This is a genomic window from Acinetobacter indicus (assembly GCF_009914475.1).
GTDB classification, from domain to species: Bacteria; Pseudomonadota; Gammaproteobacteria; order Pseudomonadales; family Moraxellaceae; genus Acinetobacter; species Acinetobacter indicus.
Window position 1 is genome coordinate 1,727,363 of the sequence record NZ_CP045198.1, and the last position, 24,786, is coordinate 1,752,148.

The 24,786-nt window shown below is 38.6% G+C and carries 20 protein-coding genes and 3 pseudogenes; 8 read left to right on the forward strand and 15 right to left on the reverse strand.

Annotated features, from left to right (window positions below; all coding sequences use genetic code 11):
* Positions 1-88 precede the first annotated feature (88 nt).
* Positions 89-820 carry a Fic family protein gene (locus GA693_RS08640; RefSeq protein WP_160241063.1) on the forward strand — a complete coding sequence of 244 codons (732 nt, stop codon included), beginning with the start codon at positions 89-91 and terminating at the stop codon, positions 818-820.
* A gap of 84 nt (positions 821-904) precedes the next feature.
* Here the strand turns inward: GA693_RS08640 and GA693_RS15010 are convergent.
* Positions 905-1,122 (reverse strand): annotated as a pseudogene (locus GA693_RS15010) (thiol:disulfide interchange protein DsbG); the annotation flags it as partial.
* A gap of 169 nt (positions 1,123-1,291) precedes the next feature.
* Here GA693_RS15010 and GA693_RS08645 point away from each other — a divergent pair.
* The 4 genes from GA693_RS08645 to GA693_RS08660 are packed head-to-tail and all read left to right on the forward strand — an operon-like array spanning position 1,292 to position 5,906.
* Positions 1,292-1,768: a Csu type fimbrial protein gene (locus GA693_RS08645; protein ID WP_087528172.1), complete on the forward strand. Its 477-nt coding sequence runs from the start codon at positions 1,292-1,294 to the stop codon at positions 1,766-1,768.
* 44 nt (positions 1,769-1,812) lie between these two features.
* Positions 1,813-2,562 (forward strand): fimbrial biogenesis chaperone, encoded by a 750-nt coding sequence (locus GA693_RS08650; protein WP_104488383.1) that lies wholly within the window; start codon positions 1,813-1,815, stop codon positions 2,560-2,562.
* 6 nt (positions 2,563-2,568) lie between these two features.
* Positions 2,569-4,938 (forward strand): fimbria/pilus outer membrane usher protein, encoded by a 2,370-nt coding sequence (locus GA693_RS08655; RefSeq protein WP_104488384.1) that lies wholly within the window; start codon positions 2,569-2,571, stop codon positions 4,936-4,938.
* Positions 4,929-5,906 (forward strand): Csu type fimbrial protein, encoded by a 978-nt coding sequence (locus GA693_RS08660; RefSeq protein ID WP_104488386.1) that lies wholly within the window; start codon positions 4,929-4,931, stop codon positions 5,904-5,906. The genes GA693_RS08655 and GA693_RS08660 overlap by 10 nt, the downstream gene beginning before the upstream one ends.
* Before the next feature lie 23 nt (positions 5,907-5,929).
* On the opposite strand, the gene GA693_RS08665 is transcribed toward GA693_RS08660, so the two are convergent.
* The 5 genes and pseudogenes from GA693_RS08665 to GA693_RS08680 form a co-directional block, all read right to left on the reverse strand.
* Entirely contained in the window at positions 5,930-6,400 is a 471-nt protein-coding gene (locus GA693_RS08665; RefSeq protein WP_104488387.1) for a Csu type fimbrial protein, read from the reverse strand.
* Positions 6,401-6,426: 26 nt separating this feature from the next.
* Positions 6,427-6,601: pseudogene (locus GA693_RS14890) on the reverse strand (IS3 family transposase); the annotation flags it as partial.
* Between the two features lie 41 nt (positions 6,602-6,642).
* A pseudogene (locus GA693_RS08670) lies at positions 6,643-6,954 on the reverse strand (integrase core domain-containing protein); the annotation flags it as partial.
* Between the two features lie 446 nt (positions 6,955-7,400).
* Positions 7,401-9,203, reverse strand: coding sequence for a GmrSD restriction endonuclease domain-containing protein (locus GA693_RS08675; protein WP_016659432.1), 1,803 nt, complete (start codon positions 9,201-9,203; stop codon positions 7,401-7,403).
* 80 nt (positions 9,204-9,283) lie between these two features.
* Positions 9,284-12,316 carry a type I restriction endonuclease subunit R gene (locus GA693_RS08680; protein ID WP_160241062.1) on the reverse strand — a complete coding sequence of 1,011 codons (3,033 nt, stop codon included), beginning with the start codon at positions 12,314-12,316 and terminating at the stop codon, positions 9,284-9,286.
* Positions 12,317-12,622: 306 nt separating this feature from the next.
* Between GA693_RS08680 and GA693_RS08685 the strand changes: the two genes are divergently transcribed.
* Positions 12,623-13,755, forward strand: a protein-coding gene (locus tag GA693_RS08685) for an IS3-like element ISAba14 family transposase (protein WP_223155595.1) whose coding sequence is annotated in 2 segments (ribosomal slippage) — positions 12,623-12,875 and positions 12,875-13,755 — 1,134 coding nt in all. Because the reading frame shifts where the segments join, the coding sequence is not laid out codon by codon here.
* A gap of 17 nt (positions 13,756-13,772) precedes the next feature.
* On the opposite strand, the gene GA693_RS08690 is transcribed toward GA693_RS08685, so the two are convergent.
* The 5 genes from GA693_RS08690 to GA693_RS08710 form a co-directional block, all read right to left on the reverse strand.
* Positions 13,773-14,981 carry a restriction endonuclease subunit S gene (locus GA693_RS08690; RefSeq protein WP_160241061.1) on the reverse strand — a complete coding sequence of 403 codons (1,209 nt, stop codon included), beginning with the start codon at positions 14,979-14,981 and terminating at the stop codon, positions 13,773-13,775.
* Between the two features lie 11 nt (positions 14,982-14,992).
* Complete coding sequence (locus GA693_RS08695) at positions 14,993-17,353, reverse strand: type I restriction-modification system subunit M (RefSeq protein WP_160241060.1); 2,361 nt, start codon at positions 17,351-17,353, stop codon at positions 14,993-14,995.
* Between the two features lie 163 nt (positions 17,354-17,516).
* Entirely contained in the window at positions 17,517-17,780 is a 264-nt protein-coding gene (locus tag GA693_RS08700; protein WP_104470628.1) for a hypothetical protein, read from the reverse strand.
* Positions 17,781-17,792: 12 nt separating this feature from the next.
* Positions 17,793-19,040, reverse strand: coding sequence for an N-6 DNA methylase (locus GA693_RS08705; RefSeq protein WP_104470627.1), 1,248 nt, complete (start codon positions 19,038-19,040; stop codon positions 17,793-17,795).
* Between the two features lie 11 nt (positions 19,041-19,051).
* Positions 19,052-19,693, reverse strand: coding sequence for a restriction endonuclease subunit S (locus tag GA693_RS08710; RefSeq protein ID WP_160241059.1), 642 nt, complete (start codon positions 19,691-19,693; stop codon positions 19,052-19,054).
* A 623-nt stretch (positions 19,694-20,316) separates the two neighbouring features.
* Between GA693_RS08710 and GA693_RS08715 the strand changes: the two genes are divergently transcribed.
* Positions 20,317-20,487: a YhfG family protein gene (locus tag GA693_RS08715; RefSeq protein ID WP_075168045.1), complete on the forward strand. Its 171-nt coding sequence runs from the start codon at positions 20,317-20,319 to the stop codon at positions 20,485-20,487.
* A 12-nt stretch (positions 20,488-20,499) separates the two neighbouring features.
* Positions 20,500-21,096 (forward strand): putative adenosine monophosphate-protein transferase Fic, encoded by a 597-nt coding sequence (locus tag GA693_RS08720; RefSeq protein WP_160241058.1) that lies wholly within the window; start codon positions 20,500-20,502, stop codon positions 21,094-21,096.
* Between the two features lie 33 nt (positions 21,097-21,129).
* Here the strand turns inward: GA693_RS08720 and GA693_RS08725 are convergent, their stop codons facing one another.
* From GA693_RS08725 to GA693_RS08740, 4 genes are all read right to left on the reverse strand, one after another.
* A complete protein-coding gene (locus GA693_RS08725) occupies positions 21,130-21,357 on the reverse strand; it encodes a helix-turn-helix transcriptional regulator (protein WP_075168047.1) in 228 nt (75 codons plus the stop codon).
* Positions 21,358-21,451: 94 nt separating this feature from the next.
* Positions 21,452-22,348, reverse strand: a complete 897-nt coding sequence (locus GA693_RS08730; protein WP_160241057.1) for a recombination directionality factor — start codon at positions 22,346-22,348, stop codon at positions 21,452-21,454.
* A 97-nt stretch (positions 22,349-22,445) separates the two neighbouring features.
* A complete protein-coding gene (locus GA693_RS08735) occupies positions 22,446-23,522 on the reverse strand; it encodes a YqaJ viral recombinase family nuclease (RefSeq protein WP_096902608.1) in 1,077 nt (358 codons plus the stop codon).
* A gap of 164 nt (positions 23,523-23,686) precedes the next feature.
* Positions 23,687-24,727 (reverse strand): DUF932 domain-containing protein, encoded by a 1,041-nt coding sequence (locus GA693_RS08740; RefSeq protein ID WP_160241056.1) that lies wholly within the window; start codon positions 24,725-24,727, stop codon positions 23,687-23,689.
* Positions 24,728-24,786 lie beyond the last annotated feature (59 nt).

The following is a 24,786-nucleotide window of genomic DNA, read 5'->3' on the forward strand; positions in this document are numbered from 1 at the left end:
CACTATAAAATGATATACTATAACATATCATTTCTTTGATTTTCTTTTTTGATGTATCATTCTTTTAGATATATTCAGGGACAAGGTAATGTTTGAAATTATTGATGATTTAAAAAAGAAATTAGATCAGCATCGCCCCCTATCACCTGCAATAGTAAAAAATTTACAAGAAGACCTTATTGTACGATGGACTTATCATTCCAATGCTATTGAAGGCAATACACTTACTCTATTAGAAACCAAAGTTGTGTTAGAAGGCATAACTGTCGGTGGAAAAGCTTTACGAGAGCACTTCGAAGCAATTAACCATAGAAATGCCATTTATTACGTTGAAGACATTATTAGAAAGGAAGAACCTTTTTCTGAATGGCAAATTCGCAATATCCATCAACTCATTTTAAAGAATATTGACGATGATAATGCTGGCCGATATCGCCAGCAAAACGTATTGATTTCAGGTGCTACAACTACACCACCGGACTATACATTGCTCAATGACAAAATGACTCAGCTAGTCGATTGGTACAATTCAGAGGCACATAAGCTTCATCCCATTGAACTTGCAGCTAAAGTACATGCAGATTTTGTAGGCATCCATCCATTCATTGATGGCAATGGACGTACATCACGTCTATTGATGAATCTCGAATTGCTTAAAGCTGGTTATCCACCTTGTGTAATAACAGTTGAAAATCGATTAGCCTACTATGAAGCCCTAGATCAGTGGATGGCTTATGGAAAAACTGAAGCATTTATCCAGTTGGTTTCTAAAGCGGTGATCGAAGGATTTAAACCGTATCAGGTGGTTTTAGGTCTTTAACTTACAATTATATTTACTCCATAAGTGTCCATATAAAATGAACATTCCATAAGTAATCTCATATGGACATCATCGAATAAAATAAACGACAGATTCTTTTCCTCTATTTAGGGCATCAATAGTGAGATTGTCTCCTTTGGGATTATGTAAATCACCAATAATGTATATTTCTGGTCATTGGAAATAAAGACGCAGGTTTTGTTGCATATGGCCTATCTAGCCAGTCATTTGTGCAGGGGCCTCTATCTGTTTCACGAAGCTAAAGCCCTCTTTTCCAATTTCTGCTTAATTTGGGGTACGGCTCATATACAAAAAAACAACATAACTATTGAAAATTTTGAAAAATGTGATATAGTTTGCACCTGCTTTTTTATACACGAGCATTTCTCTATAAAAAAGCGTCTATAAAAAAGCAATGTATTCATAGCGATTGCTTTTTGATTATCTAATTTAATAGTTTTAGGTCGTTATATGAAAAATTTTCTTACTACTGCATTATTGGCTTCTGCTGGTTTAATTTTAGCTGGACAGGCAAATGCGGCTACCACTTCAAAAACGGCAACTGCTGACTTTAAAGTGAAAATTGAAGTGCTTTCTACTTGTGCAATCAATGCCACTGATATTGATTTTGGTAGTGTAAACAGTGCTGTGGCTGCAAATGATAAAACAGGAACATTAAATGTTACTTGTACAAGCCAAACACCATATAAAGTGGGTTTAGCAGGCAGTGGGAAAATGACACATGAGACAGATACTTCATCTAGCATCGCATATCAGTTATTCCAAAATGCGAGTGACAAAAGCCAGTGGGATAATAATAGTAATCTATACTCTGGTGTAGGTTCAGGTAGCGTACAGGCTATTCCTGTTGTTGCAAAAGTATCTGGTTCAACGAATGTTCGAGCAGGTAAATATATCGACACGGTTACCGCTACAGTAACGTATTAATTTTTGCTATCGTAAGGATATTCTTCACGAATAAGGGTATCGGCATGAAAAATACGTCGCGTTGGTCAAATGTACTGCGTAAGTGTAGCTTAGGTATATTGGCAACGAGTATTTTTTTGACACAGGCGCATGCTGCCAGTTTGCAGGTTGCGCCTATTTTATTGGAATTTTCGCCTCAAGAAAAAGTCAAAGAACTTTGGTTAACCAATACTGGGGATGAAGCCATCCAAGGTCAAGTTCGGGTAAATGCTTGGACGCAAACCAATAATCAAGATATTTTAACCCCGTCTAAAGATCTGATCGCAAGCCCAATGGTATTGACGATTCCCGCAGGCCAAAGACAGTTGGTTCGTCTTATTCGTAGTACTGCAAGCAATAACTTATCTGAGCAAGCTTATCGTTTGATTGTTGATGAGCTACCGAACCCTCAAGCAGAAAAGCAAAGTGGTCTTCAGTTGTTGCTGAAATATTCAATTCCTGTATTTTTTAAGGCCTCAAGCGCTGATGTCATTCAACAAGGTGTAACCTCGCTCAATGGCATGACATTTAAATACAATGCGAACAAATTAACGGTTACTAATCTGTCTCCGCACTATAAACGTTTTAGCCAGTTTGCCTATGTTGATGCGCAGGGGAAAAAAACACCCATCCAAAAAGGACTCATGGGTTATGTGCTGAGTGGTCAAAGTATGCAATGGCCTATTCCTGCTACGATAAATGTCAAACCTAATGGAAAATTTGTAGCAGTTGTAAATATGGATGTTCGGGAACAAGAACTTCCTATATCTCCTTGATATTGTATGTCTTTAGGAGTTTCTTCATTTAACGTTCGAGTCGGTCATTTACTCTGTGCAGGGCTAATTATTGTTATTGCTCCTCACGTTTTTGCAGAGTCGGACTCCCCAGAGCAAGTAAGTGAAATCCAGCAAGACTTATACTTGGATGTCGAACTTAATCAGTCTGTTCAGCCACAAATTGGTCATTTCCTGCAACGAGGTCAACAGCTTTATATAGACCGTGCATCTTTAGATAGTTTTGCCATTCATGCGGATGCTCCGCAAATGCTCATTGATCAAGCGACTTATATTGCGCTTGATCAAATTAACGGGCTGAGCTATCAGTATGATGATTTGAATCAGAAAATATCAATACAAGTACCCGTTGAGTTGTTAAGCGGACAAAACCAATATGGTTATCAAGCTTTACCTGCCGCCAGTATTAACCCATTACAAGAAAAAAAGGGGTTGTTACTTAACTACACGGCATTTGCTCAACAAAATGATGATGTTTTTTCATTTAATGGTTGGAATGAGCTACGCTATTTTGGCTTATATGATGGCGTTTTAAGTCTGTCAGGAAATTATGAGTATCGAGATCATGTCGCGACTGATGGTCAAATACTTGATACGTATTGGGAAAAAGATTTTCCAAATCAATTACTTCGATTGCGTTTAGGTGATGCTCAAAGTGATGCGCTTACATGGACACGTTCAACGCGTTTGAGCGGTTTGAGTATATCTAAAAACTTTGCATTACAGCCTTATACGGTAACCACGCCCTTAATGAGTTTTAAGGGGCAGGTGACTTTGCCCTCTCAAATTGATCTGATTATTAATGGGATCAAGCAATCTTCACAAAATGTGGTACCGGGGCAATTTGATATCCAAACCATCCCGAGTATTACGGGGGCTGGAAATGCCCAGATGGTCATTACCGACATCAATGGTCAGCAGCAAGTTCAAAGTTTTTCTTTGTATCGTGCCAATCATTTATTGGCACAGGGACTAAATGATTGGTCTTTGAACTTGGGTTATCCTAAGCTTAATTATGGTCTATCTTCTTTTGATTATGCGAATGATCCCGCTTTTAGTGGAAATTATCGTTATGGGCTAAGCAATACTTTCACAGTTGAAACGCATGCCGAGCTTACGGAACAATTGCAACAAGCAGGTTTAGGAACAGTTTATCAATTAGGCAAGCGCGCAGGGCAAATCAATGTTTCCTATGCTTATAGCCATACATCCGAGCAACAAGGTCAATTGTTGGGTTTTGGCTATAGCTGGAACTCCGCATTGCTCAGTCTAAACTATAATGGCCTACGTCAGTTCGGACAGTTTAATGATATTGCAAGCTTAAACGATGCAACATTTGCAAGCCAGTCCGATCAATTTTATATGGGACTAAATACTAAATTTGGACAATTTGGCGGTAGCTATATTCAGCAGGAATACATAGATCAAGCGAGTAATCGTTTTGTCTTGCTCAACTGGTCTTATATTTTACCGCGACGAATGAACTTGAGTTTGAGTTATAGCCGTGACTTGTTAAATAAAGAGAATAGTTATTATCTATCTTTAAATTTACCATGGGCAAAGCGTAATTCTGCGACACTTACCGCTCAGCGTAGCAATGACCAAAACCAAATGAGTCTGAATGTTTTACATTCTGTGGATCAAGACCAAGGTGGTTTAGGTTGGCAAGCTTTAGCCAACCATACTGAGCAATATTCACAATTTCAGGGGCAGTTGGATTATTTAGGACGTTATGGTTTGGCTCAATTTAATGTGCAACATACCGAATCTGATCAACAAAATAATACCAGTGCTTATGCTTCTGTGAGTGGTGGGTTGGTGATTTTAAAAGATACAGTATTAGCTAAACGTCTGGGCAATGGTTCATTTGCAGTTGTTTCAACAGATCAAGTTGCAGATGTACCTGTACGTTTAGAAAATCGTTTAATTGGTAAAACAAATCGGAAAGGTTATTTACTGCTTGATTATTTAAATCCATATCAGCATAACAGTGTGGCTGTAGATACTTTGGATTTACCGATCAATTTAAAAATTGAAACGACCCAGCAAGATGCAGTTCCTCGGCAGTCGAGTGGGGTATTTATTCGGTTCCCGATGTATCAGGTCAAATCAGTACAACTTCAAGTGGTCGATTTGCAAGGAAATAACCTTTCGGTAGGAACTTCTGTCTGGCAAGAAAAACCAAATGAGCAACTTCAACCGACGACTATTGTGGCGCATGATGGTATGGTGTATTTGGATAATGTAAAAAATAATACCCTATATATAGGTGATCAGCTCAAGCAGTGCAGAGTAAAGTTGCCAGATCTTGAAACTTTAAATGGTTATAGTGATTTGGGGCAAATCGTATGTCAGTAAACTACAGTCACTGGTTTAAAATGAACTATTCTAGCCAGTATTTTGCTTGTATTGGCTTGTTGCTCCTTAGTTGTGGGCTGATCTATTCGCCTGTGCATGCAGAAAGCTGCTGGATTGGGGGAGCAACTCTCAGTTTAGGTACTGCAAATGCTCAAGGCTCTTCTACTGCTTCAACGGACGTCACGGTGAGCTGTAACTCTAATTGGAGGCAGCCAGTCACATATAAAATGTGTTTAGCAATTGATAGTATATCTCCTTCGGGGAATGATCCTCGTAGTATGATTAGCTATAATCCTGAAACACTGCTCAATTATCATTTGTACTATGATGCTGCGCGAACGTACAAAATTCCAAGTTCAGACCGTAAAAATCAGGCACAGTGCCAGACTTTTCAAGTCGAGGCTGGGCAGGCGAATGCAAGTACTCAAATTAAAATATATGGACAAGTGCTCGCTGGGCAAGTGGTTCCTGCGAGAAGTTACACCACAAATAGTGTAAATCTGAAACTTTATTCTGCTTTTCGTTATGGTTCTGCAACACCTAGCAATGAAGAGGTTTTTGCAAATTCAAATACAGGAAATAATAACCTCATCGTTAACTCCAATTATGAAAATAGTTGTTTAATCCAATCGGCTACGGATATTGACTTTGGAGCTGTTGAGCAATTAAACACCCCATTATTTGGTTCAGGACTTATTCGTTTGGCTTGTCCAACAGGAACCAGTATGCAAGTTAGTTTGGATAATGGCGTAAATGCGCAAGGAAGCCAAAGACGAATGAGAAATGCAGTTGGAAGTTATATTCAGTACAATTTATATAAAGATGTTAGCCGTTCACAAATATGGCAGGCGAATGTTTTTTATCCTGTAGATAACCAGAGTGTTCCTGTGTATGCAGCTGTTCCAGCTCAAACGATCACAAGTATTGGGCAATACTCCGACACAATCACAGTCACTTTAACTTACTAAGTTGCTCATTATTCCTTTTCAGCTTAATAGGTAATGGTTGCGGTCACTTTGTCACTATATTGTCCTGCAGGAACATTAGCATTGGGGACTTTTCCCCAAATGGTAATATTTTGCGTTTGCCCAGTACCTTGTTGAGACAAACGATTGTCTGCAATATTGCCCCATTCTTTACTCATGGCAGCATCTTGGTATAGCTGATAAGGAATTTGTATAGAAATATCATTACTATGTTTTAAACTGCCATTGCTGTTTAACGCAATGTTATAGGGTGTTCCATTGGTACAATAAACATTTAAACTTCCTGTCGCTTGCACATTCTGTGCATTACGAGTCACTGTTCCAAAATCAATATCCGAAGTACTGCCTGTTCCAATATCGCAAATTTCTGTAACTTGCATTTTAACTTGAAATTGTGAGGATTGACGATCACTCATGGTATACGCTGAAACAGAAATGACGGCGAGAATTGCGAAAGAATATTTGAAAAGTTTCATGTATTAGCCCCTGTAAAAACGGACAGTTAACTTGCTAATTTTAGCGAGCGAAATTCCCGAGGGGATTTCATTTTTAAACCACTATGCGGGTAATTACGATTATAGTCTTCCATCTAAATAGGTAAATATTTCATGACTATTTTTTTCTGCATCTGAGATATCACTTAAATATACATAGTCCCGTTTAAAGGTTTTAATAAAGGTGAACCGTACCGGGTTTGTCGGAGACTTTTTTATTTAAGTTAGGCCACCTGACCTAACGGGTTAATCTTATCATAGTACATTGCTTCAAACTCAAAAGGCGATACATAACCCAGTGCACTGTGTACACGCTTTTTATTGAACCAATCTACCCAGTTTAGTGTCGCAAGTTGTAGATCTGCTAAACCTTGCCAATCTGCTTTTAGATATTCAATCACCTCTGTTTTGTATAAGCCATTCACTGTTTCAGCCAAAGCATTATCGTATGAATCACCAGTCGTACCGACTGATGCTCGTAAATTTGCAGCTTCTAAACGATTGGTATAGCGAATAGAAAGATATTGAACACCTCTAATGGCTGCTCAACCTCTACTTTTAACTTCGGTTATTTATGGGAGGATTACCCTTTGAACATGGTAAAATCCGTCGTATTTCGATAAGAAATAAAAAGCCTCAACTAAACCTTATGATTCAGCAGCATACTAACGAAGTAACGGATTTTGTCTTATGTATGAAGATAAGATGAGTATTTTTGTTTAAGAAAGTATGACTTCTTAACCGCAGGTTAAAACTCAACCTAGGCATTTTTGCTTAATTGAAAGAATATGAAATATCTAGTTTTTTGTCAATAACACTTCAACTAGAATTTGAGATGGTGACAAAACAACTCATATTGAAAATTTAATTTAAACATGAAGTTAAAACAATATTACCCACTATCTATTACCCATATTTACCCATCAACCTCAGAAAGAGAATAGGCTGTGCATGAAGCACAGCCTGTAACCATCTATAAGAATTATAGACCTTTATAGAATTCCTTAATTTTTTGTGCCATGAGCTTACGACGCTCATTCAAAAATTCAGTATATTGATCAGCATCTAACTGGTTTAAATTACTTGGTATGCAATGAGTCTGTAAATTCAGGTCTAAACCTTCAATACTTTTCAGAGAAGTTATTTCATTCTTATCCAACTTAATATCATTTTGGATTTTTTCCATATACACTTTTGGAGAAGCGTTTCCTAGTTTAATATTGATTGCTTGCTCTGTATAAACATAATTAGCTACTTGATTATATTCACTTTTCTTAAACCCATTTTTAGCTAAATAGTCTTTTGGAAAAACGTGATGTACATCCCCTCTTTGCTCTATTAAGCTTCGTACAGTTAAACTACCAGACAGGAAGGATTGCTCATTTGATTTGCATTGTGCTGCTAGATAACACAAGTATGCATTATTAACAGTACTTGAAGAATCCAGCTCATTTACCAAACGGTAATTCCAGAACCCATCATCTAAATCTGCTTGCTCGATTTGAGCTAAGTATCCTTCGATACCTTTTTCTAAGATTTGTTTACTATCACGCTCAATCGCTGATTCTGAAGATCCAGAATAACGCCCTGTCAGTAATGAAACCACATACCAGCGTTTTACAAGATTTTGAATTTGTGGCTCAGGCATTTTTGATGCTCTAAGCTGCAAATAAAGCGCATAAGCAAAATTCAAGCTAGTCTTTGAGCTAATAAGTTTTTTGTCAATAAATCCCGCTGATTGGATGATCGTTAGAAAACGTTGGTAATTTGTCTGGTTGAAGAAGTCTTCTAAACCTTGACGTAACTTGTGATAACTTTCTTCAGCAATACTTTGTATATTACGTCTATTTTCAAAATCGCGGCCAGAAAGTAACGCCACAAGATCACTAAATTTTCCACGATTAAATTGGCACGTGTATGCCACACGTAAAACATCTATATAGTTAGGTTGATACAAATCATCTTTGATATCAGCTATCCAACTAATTTTTTTATAGTCCTCCGTATCTGCAAAATTTTTATCATTTTGTTTAATGATTTTATTAAAACTACCATCTTTCAAAAGATGGCAAAAGTAATCAATCATTTTACGTAATCGATTTCCACCAAATTGCTCATCTGATGCAATCTTTGACATAACAAAGTCTGCATTACTGAGTACTACACCCTTTTGATTGATTCGTATAAAAATTTCAGTAACCGTGTCGATATCCAGAGATGAATCTAGTTCAATGATACCAATCTGACGATTTTTGATTGCTTTTAACTGCTCAAGCTTATCTTCAATGAAATCTTCATTTGCATCTGGATTCAATCCCATATATGCACGTCTAGCCTGAGATATTGAAATATCCCCATTTAAAATTGGGGCGATATTATTGACCCAGATTGGATTACGCTCGATAGCTGTGTTACATACTTCAAATAAGGGCTCATCATCTTTAGCAGTTGGGTTATACGCTATTCGAATATTAGTTTCTTTATAGTCCTTATCTAACACCAACTGCCCAACAACAGCAGCAGTCAATGCAGTAATACGTTGCTGTCCATCAATAAGTACCTTTTTTCCTGCGGATAAGGTTCCATCTTTAAGACGAATATCCGGGTTACGCCATGTGATGATATAGCCGACAGGATAACCTTTATATAGCGAATCCATTAGATCCCGCACTTTACTACTCGACCAAACGAAAGGTCGCTGGATTTCAGGAATTGCGATTTCACCTGATTTTATCCAAGAGAGTAATGTATCAATTGGATGCTGATGTACTGAATATTTCGCCATTAAGACGCCCCTCAAAATATCTAAAACCAACAAAACAAAAGGTCATTGGGTACTGATACCCAATGACCAAATTTAGAAAATCAAACTTCTTCCATCTCAATCAAGTTTTCCAAGGTCTGGCTAAACGTATCTTGGAATGCTGAGTCCTTACGGTAAAGATTATATAAATCCACCATGTTTTTACGCTGTACCACCATAATTTCATCGAGCATCTTTTTAAACACGAGTGCTCTGTTTTGTGGATCTTGCGTCTGCTTATACTTCTTCATAAAGTTTTGATGCTGCTGAATACGCTTCACCAAATCGATAATAATCACCCGTTGATCTTCTGGTGTTGCACTCCAATCCTGAAACCATTTTTCATTAAACTTGGCAACGATCGAATCTAAAGTCTCATCATCATTTTCTTCGCTTGGATTACGAGGGTTTGGATTTGGTGGTTCTACAACTGTTTCCTCTGCATCAAGTGTAATCGTTTTATTGATATGCTCACGCTTTAAGGCATAAGTACTTAAATCGACTGATTCCAACAGGTCATCAATACCATTTAAGCGACCATCCTGTACATTCAATTTTGGGATGAGGAATTTTAAAAACCAATACTGTTGCTCCCATTCCTTTTTATTGAACTGCATGATTGAAGATACTTGTGCATAAATTTTAACGAATTGTTTTGCTTTAACCTTAAAATCAACTCGTTGTTCATGCTCCCACGAGCCTTTTCTCTCCGCGTCAAATCGTGCTGCAACCGTATCGATGATAGGGCTTAAATCACTGCCTGACGCATCACTAAAGAACAGTTCATTGAACTTCACCACTTCATGTAATTCATAAATGCCTGTGTCGTCCAATGCCGTTTTGATATCATTCAACACATTGACATCAGTCGCATTCGACAATGAAGTAGAGGTATAGAAATCATCAAAGGCTTTTTTAATGTCATCAACGTCGTTATAAAAATCTAAGATAAACAAATCTTCTGTGCGTTTATTATATTTTGGCGCAGCACGGTTTAAACGTGACAATGCCTGCACACACAGTACCCCTGTCAGTTTTTTATCGATATACATCGTGGTCAGTTTGGGTTGATCGAAACCTGTCAGGTATTTGTTTGCCACCACCAAAATTCGGTTTTCATCTAAATCAAACTTTTCTTTGGTTTTAGCGTCATTAAAGCCATTCAGCGATTCTTCAGTATAGGTTTTACCATCAACCTCTTTGTCACCTGAGAACGCAATCATGATGTTAAATGGATTGCCTTTTTGATCTAGCAATTTTTTGAGTGACAAGTAATAGCGGATCGCAGCTTCAATGCTTTGTGTCACCACCATGCCCTTTGCTACGCCTTTGAGCTTTTTCTTATTGACCACATTATCAATGAAGTGCTCAAGCATAATACTGGCTTTGGCATCAATGGATTGTTGTGATGCTTCCACATAAGCTCTTAAAATACGCTGGGCTTTTTTAGATTCAAAAACAGGATTTTCTTCAATCGACTTTTGAATTTCATAAAAGCTCTTATAGGTCGTATAGTTTGCCAATACATCTAAAATAAAACCTTCTTCAATCGCTTGCTTCATGCCATAAAGATGGAATGGTACATACTTACCTGTTGCATCTTGCTGACCAAACTTTTCTAAAGTGGTGTTTTTAGGCGTTGCTGTAAAAGCAAAGTACGAAACATTTTCACGTTTTTTACGTGTGGTCATCATTGCCACAAGCATGTCCTGAACATCATCCGCATTTTTTAAAGCTTCATTGCCCATTGCTCGGTTCATGCTGTTATGCGCTTCGCCTGACTGTGAACTATGTGCTTCATCAATAATGATGGCAAAGTTTTTATCACTTAAATCAGTCACGCTATCCCAAATGATGCGGAACTTTTGAATGGTAGTGATAATAATTTTTTTACCTGTTTCTAAAGCAGTTTTTAGCTGAGCACTATTCATCGCAGGCGCAATAATATTCTTCATTTCAGAGAAATCATTAATATTATCCCGAAGCTGTTTATCTAAAATTTTACGATCTGTGACCACAATGACAGAATCGAACAATGGCTGATGCAATGCTCGTTTGCCGGCTGCCAATGCATTGTTTGGATAGGCTTCAATGAGCTGAAAAGCTGCCCAAGTAATCGAATTCGATTTACCCGAACCTGCTGAGTGTTGAATTAAGTAAGGCTTGCCTACACCATGTTGTGATACATCACAAATGATTTTACGCACCACATCAAGCTGATGATAACGTGGGAAAAACAATGTTCGTTTACTGAGTTGATCTGTATCTTTACCATCTAAACGGACAAAGTGCTGAACGATGTTTACTAAACTTTCTTTAGCAAAGATTTCTTCCCATAGGTATGCTGTTTTATAGCCATTCGGATTAACAGGATTACCCTGTCCACCTGAAGCTGTACCTTTGTTAAATGGCAAGAAGTACGTCTTTTTGCCTTCTAGTTTGGTGGTCATATAGACTTCATCGGTATCCACAGCAAAATGCACCAAGCAACGTGCAGGCGTCAGTAATGGCTGTGTTGGATCTCGATCTTCACGATATTGTTTTTGACCATGATAACGTGCTGTTTGATTCGTCCATGCGTTTTTAAGTTCCATCGTCACTAATGGCAAGCCATTGAGGAAGATGACCATATCAATTTCTTCACGACGGTTTTTTAGTGAATACTGTACTTGTCGTGTCACGCTAAAGATATTAGACGCGAAATTTTGTTTAACCGATTGGCTACTGCTTGCCAATGGGCATGGATACATAAAATGAAAATGTTGCTCATCGAGTGCCATGCCTTTTTTAAGCATATAGGCAATGCCATGTTTTTTAATCAGCTTGTCAAAACGCCCTAGAATTTTTTGTTTCCAGTCGTTTTTGTTATAGGCTTTGTAGGCATCTAAGCTATCTTTTTGAGTGCTTTCTAAAAATTGAAAAAATAGTTTTTCATCAATGGCATAGTCTGTATTAAAGTCAGACACTTGCCCGATGACATAGCCCAAACCCGTATGGGCTTGAGCGATGCCTTGAGCAAGGTCTTCTTTACAGATACCGACCAATGCACGTTCGATATTTTTTTCTAAAGCCAATTCGTTTAAATTTTTGTTCACAGTTACCCCTCTTACATGCATTGGTGATTTGTATTTTTAAAAAAGCTAGATGAAGAATTAAGCTACTTTAATTTTGCCTGTAACAGCATCATTAATCAGCGTGGTTTTATATTCTTTAAGTTGATGAATAGATTTCTTTTCAACATTAATAGCTTCATCAATAATTTGACAAATTCTTTCCAACGTTTCACAAATCTGTACTTGCTCATCTAGCGTTGAGAGATGGATCCGTAAATTTGAACAACTCCTATAAGTGATATTCTGCTCCTCAAATGATGTTATAAACATCAATATATGGAGTATTTTATGGCACGTAGACCAAGAAGAAATCATTCAAATGATTTTAAAGCTAAGGTAGCACTTGCTGCGATTAAAGCAGAAAAAACACTTGCTGAATTGAGTGCTGAGTTTGATGTTCATCAAAACCAAATTATTGACTGGAAAAATCAATTGATCTCAGCTTCCTCGCAAGCTTTCGATCAATCAAAAGCTCCAACAGAACCACCCATCGATCTAAAAAAACTACATGCAAAAATCGGTGAGCAGGCATTAGAAATTGATTTTTTAGAAGGTGTGTTGAAGAAACTGGGCCGCTTCAACCACAAAAGTTAATCGACGACTCACTTCAGATTTCAGTATCTAAGCAAGCTAAGCTGCTGAAAGTCTCCCGTGGTTGTTATTACTATCGCCCAAAACCTGTGAGTGCATCAGATCTGAAGCTGATGCGATGTATTGATGAATTACATATGCAATATCCTTTTGCAGGCAGTCGTATGATGCGTGATTTGTTGAATCGTCAAGGACATCATATAGGACGACGTCATACACGTACTTTAATGAAGAAAATGGGTATTCAGGCGTTATATTGCAAACCAAATTTAAGCCAGGCTAATCAAGCTCACCGTAAATATCCATATCTGCTCAAAGGGTTGGCTATTCAGCGCAGTAATCAAGTGTGGTCTACGGATATAACGTATATCCCTATGGCAAAAGGCTTTGTTTATTTATGTGCTGTGATTGATTGGCATAGCCGCAAGGTACTTGCGCATAGGGTATCGATTAGTATGGAGGTGGATTTTTGTATTTCGGCTTTAAATGAAGCGATTGAAAAATATGGTCGACCTGAAATATTTAATACAGACCAAGGCAGCCAGTTTACCAGTGATGCATTTATTGATGTATTGAAATCAAATGGCATTCAAATCAGTATGGATGGTAAAGGTCGATGGGTAGATAATGTGATGGTTGAACGATTATGGCGGAGCGTTAAATATGAAGAGGTGTATCTCAAAGCTTATAGCAGTGTCACAGATGCGAAAAAGCAATTAAGTGCATATTTTGAGTTTTATAATTTGAAACGACCTCATTCGAGTCTAGACAAAATGACACCAAATGAGTTTTACTATGATCAGCTACCCCAACAAAACAAGGTGGCTTAACTAGAGCGGAATATCACTTATAAATACGCTTTTAGTTGTTCAAACAAGTGGGACCACCTCTTTGGATACACTAAAGGCAAATTACCGATTGATACAGTTGAAATATTTGGTTGTTGCCCTGTAATATCTATCTTCTTCTCAAATTCTTGAACAAATCCATCAGCTAATAAAACATAATAAAGCCATTCCTTAATCACTTTATTATTAGGTCTGAGCACAGCATTTCTTTGATTTAAAAGCATTGTTTCATCGCTATCGATTATAGTTGCCTTGAGACCTGTAGAAATAATAGGGCGCGTTAAAGCAAAAACTAAATCACCTTTATACACCAAAGCATTGGTAGCAATTTTCTTCCATTTTTCATCAATATAAGATTCATCTTGCCAGTCAAGGGTCATAGTTTGAATATTTGAGATTTTTAAAACTCTAACCCCCTGATCTGTAAAACTATCACTAGGAAAAGCAAAGCCGTTTAAAATTTTACCTAAGTGCTTAATTCTAGAAATTTCCCAATGCTCAGGAATCTGTCCAATCCATTCCACACCCGAATCTTTCATCACAACATTTGGATCTAAACCTTGCGTCACAGCTTTTTGAATCACAATTTGCTTACGTTCATTCAGTAATGCAATTTGCTGTTCTTTAATGGCAATAGCTTGGTCTATTTGAGAGGTGATTTGATCTAAGATTTTTGCTATCAACTCCTGCTCTTCTTTAGGAGGAAAAGCAATCACAAAATCTTTGATATCTTTAGGAGCCATATGTGGAATCATCGGATCTGTCTTAGATCGATTAATCCAATTTAAAAATCTTTTGCTAGCAATATTCCAAAAAAGAAATCTAGCATTCAATTGTTCATTAACTCTTAATCTAGCTACCCGTTGTAATAGTAACAAAGGCAGATCATGTTTAGTAATTTGACAAAAGTTTTTCCCTACTTTGGAACCATCCATTCCAATTAAAATATCGCCACTCTCTAATAAATAATTGGCTAAGTCAGGAGTCACTTCAGACCAGTAAGCTGTATCTTTCCAGTCTAAAACAGATTCTTTCACATTAATTCCACGAACAAGCTTGATACCATTTTCTATGTATTTAGCACTATTAAATGGATAACCTGTAAGTAATTTTATCTCGTACTTGATTCTATCTACTTTCCAATCAGCAGGAACAATAGGAAGTTCCACATTTTTAGAATCTTTATAAGCATCATATTTTTTAAACATTCCGCTTCCCCTTAAAGACCCAAAATCTGTGCAATCAAACCATCAGCTTGCTTCTCAAGACTTAAAATATCCTGAGCCACATCTTCAAGCGAACGTAACGGCTTATGTTGGTAGAAATACTTATTAAAACTGATCTCATAACCAATTTTCACAGAATCCAAATTAATCCATGCCTCATCGACATGTGGTTTCACTTCATCTAAAAAGTATTGATGAATACGTTGATTTAACGGCACAGATTCACTGTCACGAATATCAGCATTAGTTTCATAGGTGATGTATTCCCCTTTCTTCGCTGTTGCAAAATAACCAAAGTCGGCTAAGTCAGACTCTTCACAACCTAAATGCTCAAGCAACTTTGCTAACTTATCGCCATTCAGTTTCAGCACTTTTTTCAGCACTTTTTCAGCCGTTTCGTCATACCAGCTTACGGCATTTAAAATGCTGTTCTTTTCAGGAGCAGACAGCTTTAGACCAAGGGCTTTAATGGCTTTATCCACGTTGTCTTTAAACACATTAAAGTCACTTGTCTCAGCTTCTCCCACTTGTGCCATAATCGCTTGAGCAGATTCAAACAACGTCTTGAGTGATGTCCAATTCTTGATATCAAATAGCTTCGCTTTCGCCTTGGTATTTAAGCTAATCTCTTGCTTCTCACACCAATCTAAAACGTCTTTTTCCACGTCTTTGAGCTTACCTGCTTGGTAGAGCTCATCACCATATTCAGCAAACATATATTCCATTGGCTCAAGCAATGACTTATCAAAACGTAATGGTTGTAAACGCGCCAAACTAAACTGCGCTTTACGACGGTCAGGACGTTCGATATTGACTTTGTAATAACCAAAATCACTGTTATTAAAGACTTTAGATGCTAAACCAATCGGGTCGTTATTGGCATCAAAACCACGCTCAACATCTTGCCCATTCAGGTACACATTTAAAATTTCTTCAATATGCTCCGGTGCAAACTCACAATTCTTTTCCCCTAAGTTTTTACGCAGCTTCCGGTAAAGTAAACTTGCATCAATCAGTTGTACTTTGCCTTTACGTGATTCAGGCTTGTTATTCGATAACAACCAAATATATGTACTAATATCGGTGTTATAGAACAATTTGTTTGGCAATTGAATAATGGCATTCAACAAATCATTTTCGATAATATATCGGCGAATATTAGAAGCTCCACCACCTGCATCGCCTGTAAATAAACTCGAACCATTATGGACAGAAGCAATACGGCTACCGATCGGGCTGACATCAATCGATTTCATCTTACTGACCATTTCCATCAAGAAGAGAAGCTGACCATCAATTGAACTTGGTGTTGCATGTTCTTCTTTGAGTTCGCCCCAATAGTTTTTAAGCTCGACTCTAAAACGTGGGTCGATGACTTTTTTATCTTCTTTAATATATTTCTGATCTGATGCCCAGCTTTTACCATAAGGAGGATTTGACAACATAAAATCAAAACGTGTTGAGGCAAACTCATCACTTGCCAAAGTCGAACCGACACGAATGTTTTCAGGGTTGTTGCCCTTAATCATCATGTCCGATTTACAAATCGCATAGGTTTCATCGTTAATTTCTTTACCGTAGAGGAAGATGTCACGATCTTCATCGCTATAACGCTCTTCGATAAAGTTTTGCGCTTCTGTGAGCATACCGCCACTACCGCAGGCAGGGTCATATACAGATAAAGCATACGGAATACGGTCTTTGATTGGGTCAAAGACTAGGTGTGTCATTAATTCAATGACTTCACGAGGGGTAAAGTGCTCCCCTGCTTCTTCGTTGTTTTCTTCGTTAAACTTACGAATGAGTTCTTCAAAAACATAGCCCATACCCAAGTTAGACAGGCCACCGAGCTTATAGCCATTCGGATCTTGTGTTTCAAATGGACTGAGGTTGATGTATGGTGAAACAAATTTTTCTAAAACGTCGAGCAATACGTCTTTGTTTGCCATGTGACGGATTTGAGCAAATAGATTGAAGCAATCAATAATTTCTTTAACGTTGTCGCTGAAGCCACGTAAGTAATCTTCAAAGTTTGCCAATAAAATCTGCTGATTATTGGTCGCTGTCTCAAATAAACTCTTCAAGGTCCATTGTGAGCTGTTATAAAACACATAGCCTGAAATATGTCGTAATGGTAGATCATCCAATTCAACAAAGTCAGGTTCAGCTTGTTGATCCTGAACTTCAGCTAAAATTGCATCTTTGGTTGGTTCTAATAAGGTGTCTAAACGACGTAACACGACCATCGGTAAAATGATATCACGGTACTTACCACGTACATATACGTCACGTAAACAATCGTCTGCAATTGACCAGATAAAAGAAACTAATTTGTTGTGAACTGAGTGATCCATGTATTAACCTAAAAATATAAATTTTATAATAACTTGCATTTAACTAACCCTATTCTACATTTGAATAATCGCTAGCAAATGACTATCTTTCCGCTTAGCGACAATAAATGTCGCTAAGCATTAATTCTAAAAATTTCCTGTACTTAAGACTTTTAACTGCACATTAATATGCCATCTTTCGGCTATCAAAATCATAGGTCGTCAGCAAAGCCTCTCCATCTGCGACCACAACCACCCCACCTTTATCTCTGAGTCGCTTGGCAACTTTCAATTGTGCTTCAAGTTCATGAATTGTCTCATTCAATAACTTACGATTCAGGAACCATCGATCACCTTGGATGACACCATGATCTAAAGTAAAGTTGATCATGTCTTTGGTAATGCCACGCTGTTGTGCTCGTTTTTGAACATGCTTGGTATCGTACATGATATTTCTCCTTTAAATTTGGCTCAGCAACTGATTGAGTTTCGCTTGAGTGATTGAATATTCATTTTGCAAAGCACTCAATGCTTTCAATTCCTCACCCAAATCCAGTTCTTCTAAATTCAATTCATGCTCAAAATACTCAGAACAGTGCAAGCTATACTTCTTTGATCGAACCTCTTGAATCGAGACATCTTTCACCAAATTCGATTCGGTATCATGTCCATTAATTAAATTGACAATGTGTTGAATTTCTTCATCAGTGAGTACAAGTTTGCCTCGTCTTTTGACACCTAAATTTCGACCATCAACTAAACGAATGTCATGTGAGTCTTTCGCCTTATTCAAAACCAATATGCTCATTTCCACTGCTGAATTTAAAAGCGTACCAGCAGGTAAAAGCGTTACCGATTCAACCAAGTTTTTTTCAACTATCTTCTCACGTAGTTCAGCATCATATCCCCCTCGGAATAACCAACCTGGGATAATAAGTAAATATGCTTTACCTTGATCATTGAGCTGATGAAGTGCCTGCTGAATCCATAGACTTTCAGATGCACTTGAGGGAATTTTTGCCTGAATAAATTGGTCTTTTAGATATTCATTACCTGACACCAATTGCGATTGTACTCGTACGCCAATAGGTGGATTACTTACAACAAGATCAACACCATGTGAGGCTTCATTATCAACCAATGAATCAGACCGTTTAATATCAACTTCGATACCAGCCAAGTCTGCTAAGATAGAAGCAATACCAATAGTCGTGGTATTAATATCTCGTAAAATTGTTTTCTCAGCTTGTAATGCAATTGGCGTAATCCCAAGTCCACAAGCTCCGTCATATAAGGTTTTACCCTTGCACGAACCAACCATCTTCTTAAATATATTGCGAATCACCTCAGAATCTATACTTTCAAATTTTAATGAAAGATATAGCTCCGTCAGCATCGTTAACATTTGAAGATCATAGTCTGAATTAGAACTGTGAAGATCTAAAAAAAACTTAATAATTTCTTGTAATTGCGTACTACTAACGGTAAATAAATTTGAATTAAACCACTGTAATTTTTCATCTGATGCTGTCTTTAATTTCAGTTGTTCAACAGTGTCTTGCTTATTTAAGCGTAATAAATCACTGATACCATCTATATCATTTTTTACCATGAAAGCGATGACTGAAAACAGCTGCACTGATTCTTGTACAGGCATTTCACCACGTAGTAAATCTACATATTTAAAAATATCTTTTGAAATATTCATTCTCTAACCTCCTAAGCAATCAGCTTCTGGATTGTTGCTTCCATCACGTTTAAGTGCGCTTTTTTCATCTCTTCCAATAACATCAATGCCTGATGATGTTGGTAAAATGCTTGCGCAATAATTTCTTGCTTAGAAAGGTCAGGTAAATTGATTTCAATATCCTTTAAGCCACTGACAGGGATATTCATAATTACAGTGCCTTTATTTAGGCTAGTGAGTACCGCTTGACCATATTCACTATTCAAGAACACAGTTAAAAATTCAGGTAAAACAGTTGTCGAGTTCACCTTGATTACTAGGCACGTTGCAGGAGCCAACAAATTTAATTGTTCCTGTTCAGGTGTCACAATTGCAGCACGTAAATTTGTTCCTTTTGATAAGAAGACAATATCACCTGCTTTTAGCTTCTTTTTTTCGATAAGGTCTTGATCAACAAATACAGCTTTTGTTGTGTCAGTATTTACATTAAGAAAACCGTTGTCATTTAGGCTCTGCCCAGTCAGCAAAGATGCCTCCACAAGATTTTCAGCTTTGGCATCATTAAACTTATTGATACCAACGATAATACTCGAACATAATTCATTTAGTTTCATAGCTACCTCAAAATTGTTTTTATAAAAACCATTTTCAATCCATGAGCAGATAGCAGCCACACCAGATCAAATTGTCAATTGTTTTTAGTAAAACTATTTTTATTTTTTTATAAAAACTTATATAGGTAAGGAACTAAATATTAACTTAAACTACTGTAAACTTATCTCCAGATTCGTTCAATATATTGTTTTAATTTAATTTTTTAAAAAATTACAACTATTTTTAATAACTTGTGCATAAGCCCGCTCCTCTGCTTTATGTGATCACTCCTTATCTATTAAAAAAACAAGGACTGAAATTCGGTCAACATGGACGTAGGCTATTCAATGTTTCTACCATAAAAATTTATCTGATTTTTTCCAATCGAATAACAAAGATTAGACATCCATTATTAAATTAATTATTTTATTCAACATCTTTTAAAATCAATGAATTAAGACTTAACAGCAAGGTAAAGGAATTTCATATGTCAGAAGTAAAGTGGATTGCTCACAATATTGAAATAATAAAAAAAGAGGCTTTGTTGCATAAATATGTAAGCATCTGATTTAAATAAATTTAATTTTGGATCAAAAAATAATCAAAACTTTTAAAATCATATAGTTATGAAATCTTTGTGCAACAAAGCCGACTCGATCTGCTAAACTCAATTTATACTCCCTTGTTTAAAGGAACTTGAACTATGCTCCTTACCCTCGAACAGAAAAAAAAATATATCCAAGCAACGCGCTTGCAAAACTATCAGGCCAGTTTAAAGCTGGAAGGCATTAACCCGTCCTCAACTGCACCGGCATTAAGTAAAGCTCAGATCCTGCAGAAATATAAGAAATTCTCACAGACCTCGGAATCGTGATCAGGTTTCCTTATGGATAAATATGGTGAAATGGGTGACAGCATTTACTGTTACCCCGACTCGGACGTACTCAAAAACAAGCTGAACATTCAGGATGCAGAAATTCTGCAACAGGCAGAACTGGAGTTGACTGAGTATGCCAGCACACGAATTGAGTATGCGGAGCCACCTTACGATCTCAAATACCTGCAATCCATTCACTTTCAGCTCTTTTCAGACCTGTATGCCTGGGCAGGTGAACTAAGACAAGTGGATATTGCCAAAGGTGATACCCGCTTTTGTACCTTCTCGCGTATTGAGATTGAAGCCAATAAGCTCTTCAAGCAACTTGAGCATCAGCACTATTTTCAAGGTTTAGCAAAACCAGTGCTTATCCAAAAAATTGCCGATTTTTATTGTGAACTCAACGTGATTCACCCATTTCGTGAAGGCAATGGACGCACCCAGCGTATCTTCTTTGAACACCTACTTGCTCACTGCGGCTATGGGGTACAGTGGAGTAAAATTAACAATAAGGAAGTCTGGATTCAGGCCAATATTGATGGATTCAACTGCCGGTTAGATGGACTGATCGCTATTTTTGAAGCCTGCATAATCACTCCTGAATAACAAAAAAATTAAGGGAGCCGAAGCTCCCATCCATTACCGGCTTTCCAACTTGGCTTCAATCCACTGATTGATTTCCCAAGCTGACCAACCAATACGGTTTTTTGTGATTTTCACTTTCTTGGGGAAAGTTTCATCGTAATAAGGTGAATTTTCATCCATCATCTCATAAATAGTTGATCGACAAACGCCAGTAAACTCTATGACTTGTTTGATATTAATGAGTTGATTCATTTGAAAAGTTTGACCGACAAATGTATTCATGACGAGTTCTCCTAAGATCATTTAAGCGAGCTGTCTTCTGCTCAAATGATCAGGACGTTCTGTAGAAATTTATTCCAAATTGATCCAAGCCAATCTAATTTACCGCACTGACACTTTGTTGCAGCCCCTGCTGAATCTCCTGTATGTAATCCATCACATCCGTCTGACCAGATTCAGGCTTAGTTTCTGTGCTGGCATAAAACTCTTCCAGCACATCTACTCCTTCCTCACTATTGACCTCAAACTTCGCATTCGCAAAACCCTGTCGTGCGATATGATCCAAAGCCTCCTGATAAAAACCTGCCTGTTTACTTTGTTCATCAATCTGTGTCGCTGTACGAATGGCTTCATGTAACTGAATCCCTTCCCTTAACGTCAGATCCACGTAATACACGGGTTGGCGATAGCTTTGCGTAGTACTCTTTCCCCTTAAAGTCAGCTGTAGGGGCAGACATGACAACAACCCTCCCGATGCCGCATGGTAGTAAGCTAAACGTGCAGCCAAGGTTCGGATGCTGTTAAAGCCAGTGGTTCTAAAGATGAAAGTGCCCAGTTCATCCGATTCATCCAAATTGACATGCAAACGCCTATAAGGCTTGCAGTGTCCACCTTGTGCCAACGAACAGAGATCTGGCGATGGACACGGATGCTGTTCGACGCCTTGACTGGTCAACCGCTGGCAGGTCTGTCCGTTACCTACACAAATCGGTCGTCCCGTCTGTCGGTCAAACATGCTGTACTCTGCTCTCAGATTCAGATCAGGGTCATTGAAGATCATTCTGACTGGAATGGAGCGCAGCTTTTGATTGGGAGCTTTGGCCCGTAGCTGCTCATCCAGTGGATGCTTGATCCAGCCGTCCTTACTCTGAATCTGACTGGTGATGGTGAACTGGTCATCTTTTTCTGGTAGGCGTTTACCATTCTTTTCGACCACCTTGCCAATACTGATACGACCAAGTACAGGCGGGGTAATTGCTAGACCTTTAATCATGTTGAATCTCCTAGAAATATTGAATAAAGAAATAAAAAATCCCATGCGCTGGGGCATGGGATCGGTATAGGCTTAGGTTAAGTTTGGTTGTTGTTGATTAACGATTGCTATAGATCTGGAAACGTCGTGTACCTGCACGGGTGAGGGGAAATTGTTCCAGCATTTCTGGGTGTAGTTTCAGCAAGGCCTTACTGTCCAAGCTGACAGAGTCCTTACTTTTCTTCCAGGTCACTGAACCGTTTGCAAACGTAGCTCGTTCTGCATCTTTCATTAAGGCCTGTATTTGATGCTTTAGTTCATCAAACTGAGTTTGGTGTTGCTCAATCTGGTTCTTCTCCTCAATCAATTGATCGAATAACTGATTAGCAAATTCCAGCTGACTGAGATCTTCTACCGTTAAAGGCTGATGCTCAGGATAGAGTTGCTGTAAGGCTTGTGCTGCCGACTCACTGGCATCTGCTGCCGGTGGCATATCACGCTGTACACATTCCCAGAAGTAGCGTTCCGCATGGATGATCTGTTGGATCAACGCTTCGTTGCGGGTGACTTTAAAAATCCGGGTTTCATGTCCACACAGCAAGACGCAGATATGCGCAGCCTGTTTACCGGTTACGGCCAGTTGATGCTGTACCTGACACAGAACATAGAGTGGAACACCGTCCCGCCATAGTTTACTGCCATACTCTCCTGCGGTTTTACATTCAAGGATCTGTACCTCATCGCTACCGACCACAGCATAGTCCAGATTGGCCAGCATAAAGGCTTTATCCGGATCAGGGTGCTGCAACACAGCATTGACCCGACGCACCTTATTGTTGGTCTGCATGCTGTAGTATTCGGCGACTAAAGGTTCAAGCTGCTTGCCCCAATATAGCGGTGCATGGCCTGAGCTTTCATCTTGAATGTTTTGCTGTACCCGACCCGTCTTGATCATCCACAGTTCCAGCATCGACATATGCGGATTGAGTCCGCATGCAGTGGCTGCATCACTACTGCCAATACCCTGTTTACGTACTTCTAACCACTGTTGATGATTGAGATCTTTGGTGTTGGCTAATCGTTTGGCTGCCATACTACGGTTGTTTTTATTTGATGCTGCTGGCTGCTGTGCCAATGGTTGTAATGGCAACAGGGATGGGTGAGATAGATTTGATAATTGAGCGACGTTGTTCATGATTTATCTCCTGATCATTGAATCTACAAATTTGCGGCATAAAAAAAGCCACATCCGGGGAGATGTGGCCAAAGGGTAGTTTTGAGGTTCATGGAGAATTTAACCTTGATAGTAGATTAAGTTCTCGATCTTAAATAAAACTTAAGCCAGTAAATAAAACTGTATTAAGCAACCAATCTCAAGGCCTGTTCCAGTCCACGCTGTTTGAGTGCTGCGCCTGCACCAAACCATGCGGAATCAAGTCGGTGATCGGTACTCATGGCTCGACGCTCATGGTCTGCAAATTCAGTGATCGAACACAGCAAACCATAGGCGGTATCTTTGGCAGAGGAAAGTTCTGCCCCTCGTCCCTGTCCGTTAAACATCTCCATGACTTTACTCATGGCCCGTCCATTTGGCTCAGTTTTATTACTTGTGGAGTTACTGGCTTGTGCTGCCACATTCCGGTAGAACTGGATAATGTTATCCTCCTGGTCTTGTACGCTCATGGTTGTGTTATTGAACACAGCATCAAAGAAGGCAGCGGCTTCACCCTGAGTGACTTTACGCTGACTGAGCTGTTTCATTTCATACATGTGCTCATCCCAGGCACGCACGGAAATACCCAATTGCTGTTTGACTTTCTCGGCATCGAACTTGGTGCTATGTGGAACTTTGACTACACCAGCACTGCTACTCTGCCCACGTAAGGCAATTGCCAAAGTGTTGTTACACACCACACGAATCGAAGTGAACTGTGCCGTGGTTGCCAAGGTGCCATCACAAGCGGTTGCCAACAGGATGTAGCCATTGCTGACATCCTTACCTTTGAGTGCAGTAGATTGCCCTGTACGTGCCAATGCCCAGAATTTCTTACCACCTTTGAGTACTCCGACGGTTTCCAGCTCAAAGCCGGATTGCTCAGTGAGATCCCGATAGAACTCCAGAATCTCTCTAGGTTGTACTTCCTGATAACGCTGGCTAACGACTGATAAGGGGGCATGGGTATCAGAACGGTAGAGTACCCGTTGTTCTTCATAAGGCAGGATGATGCTCTGTCCACGTTCATTCTGTGCCATGTAGCTGACATTAGAGGATTCAATGCGCCAGTCCATCCCTGCCTGTTGTGCCCAGATTTCAATCGGTTGATTAGGGGTCAGTTGATTACCCAAGCCATGCCAAGGGGTATCACCAACATAAGCCATTTGTTCAATTTGATGTGCCATAGTTTTAGTCCTTATAAACAAAAAAGACTGCTCAATCTCACTCCCTTTATCAGGAATGA

Coding starts and splice junctions, on each gene's coding strand:
- GA693_RS08640 (WP_160241063.1), top strand. CDS start 89: ATGTTTGAAATTATTGATGATTTAAAAAAGAAATTAGATCAGCATCGC.
- GA693_RS08645 (WP_087528172.1), top strand. CDS start 1,292: ATGAAAAATTTTCTTACTACTGCATTATTGGCTTCTGCTGGTTTAATT.
- GA693_RS08650 (WP_104488383.1), top strand. CDS start 1,813: ATGAAAAATACGTCGCGTTGGTCAAATGTACTGCGTAAGTGTAGCTTA.
- GA693_RS08655 (WP_104488384.1), top strand. CDS start 2,569: ATGTCTTTAGGAGTTTCTTCATTTAACGTTCGAGTCGGTCATTTACTC.
- GA693_RS08660 (WP_104488386.1), top strand. CDS start 4,929: ATGTCAGTAAACTACAGTCACTGGTTTAAAATGAACTATTCTAGCCAG.
- GA693_RS08665 (WP_104488387.1), bottom strand. CDS start 6,400: ATGAAACTTTTCAAATATTCTTTCGCAATTCTCGCCGTCATTTCTGTT.
- GA693_RS08675 (WP_016659432.1), bottom strand. CDS start 9,203: ATGGCGAAATATTCAGTACATCAGCATCCAATTGATACATTACTCTCT.
- GA693_RS08690 (WP_160241061.1), bottom strand. CDS start 14,981: ATGTTTAAAAAATATGATGCTTATAAAGATTCTAAAAATGTGGAACTT.
- GA693_RS08695 (WP_160241060.1), bottom strand. CDS start 17,353: ATGGATCACTCAGTTCACAACAAATTAGTTTCTTTTATCTGGTCAATT.
- GA693_RS08700 (WP_104470628.1), bottom strand. CDS start 17,780: ATGTACGATACCAAGCATGTTCAAAAACGAGCACAACAGCGTGGCATT.
- GA693_RS08705 (WP_104470627.1), bottom strand. CDS start 19,040: ATGAATATTTCAAAAGATATTTTTAAATATGTAGATTTACTACGTGGT.
- GA693_RS08715 (WP_075168045.1), top strand. CDS start 20,317: ATGCTCCTTACCCTCGAACAGAAAAAAAAATATATCCAAGCAACGCGC.
- GA693_RS08720 (WP_160241058.1), top strand. CDS start 20,500: ATGGATAAATATGGTGAAATGGGTGACAGCATTTACTGTTACCCCGAC.
- GA693_RS08725 (WP_075168047.1), bottom strand. CDS start 21,357: ATGAATACATTTGTCGGTCAAACTTTTCAAATGAATCAACTCATTAAT.
- GA693_RS08730 (WP_160241057.1), bottom strand. CDS start 22,348: ATGATTAAAGGTCTAGCAATTACCCCGCCTGTACTTGGTCGTATCAGT.
- GA693_RS08735 (WP_096902608.1), bottom strand. CDS start 23,522: ATGAACAACGTCGCTCAATTATCAAATCTATCTCACCCATCCCTGTTG.
- GA693_RS08740 (WP_160241056.1), bottom strand. CDS start 24,727: ATGGCACATCAAATTGAACAAATGGCTTATGTTGGTGATACCCCTTGG.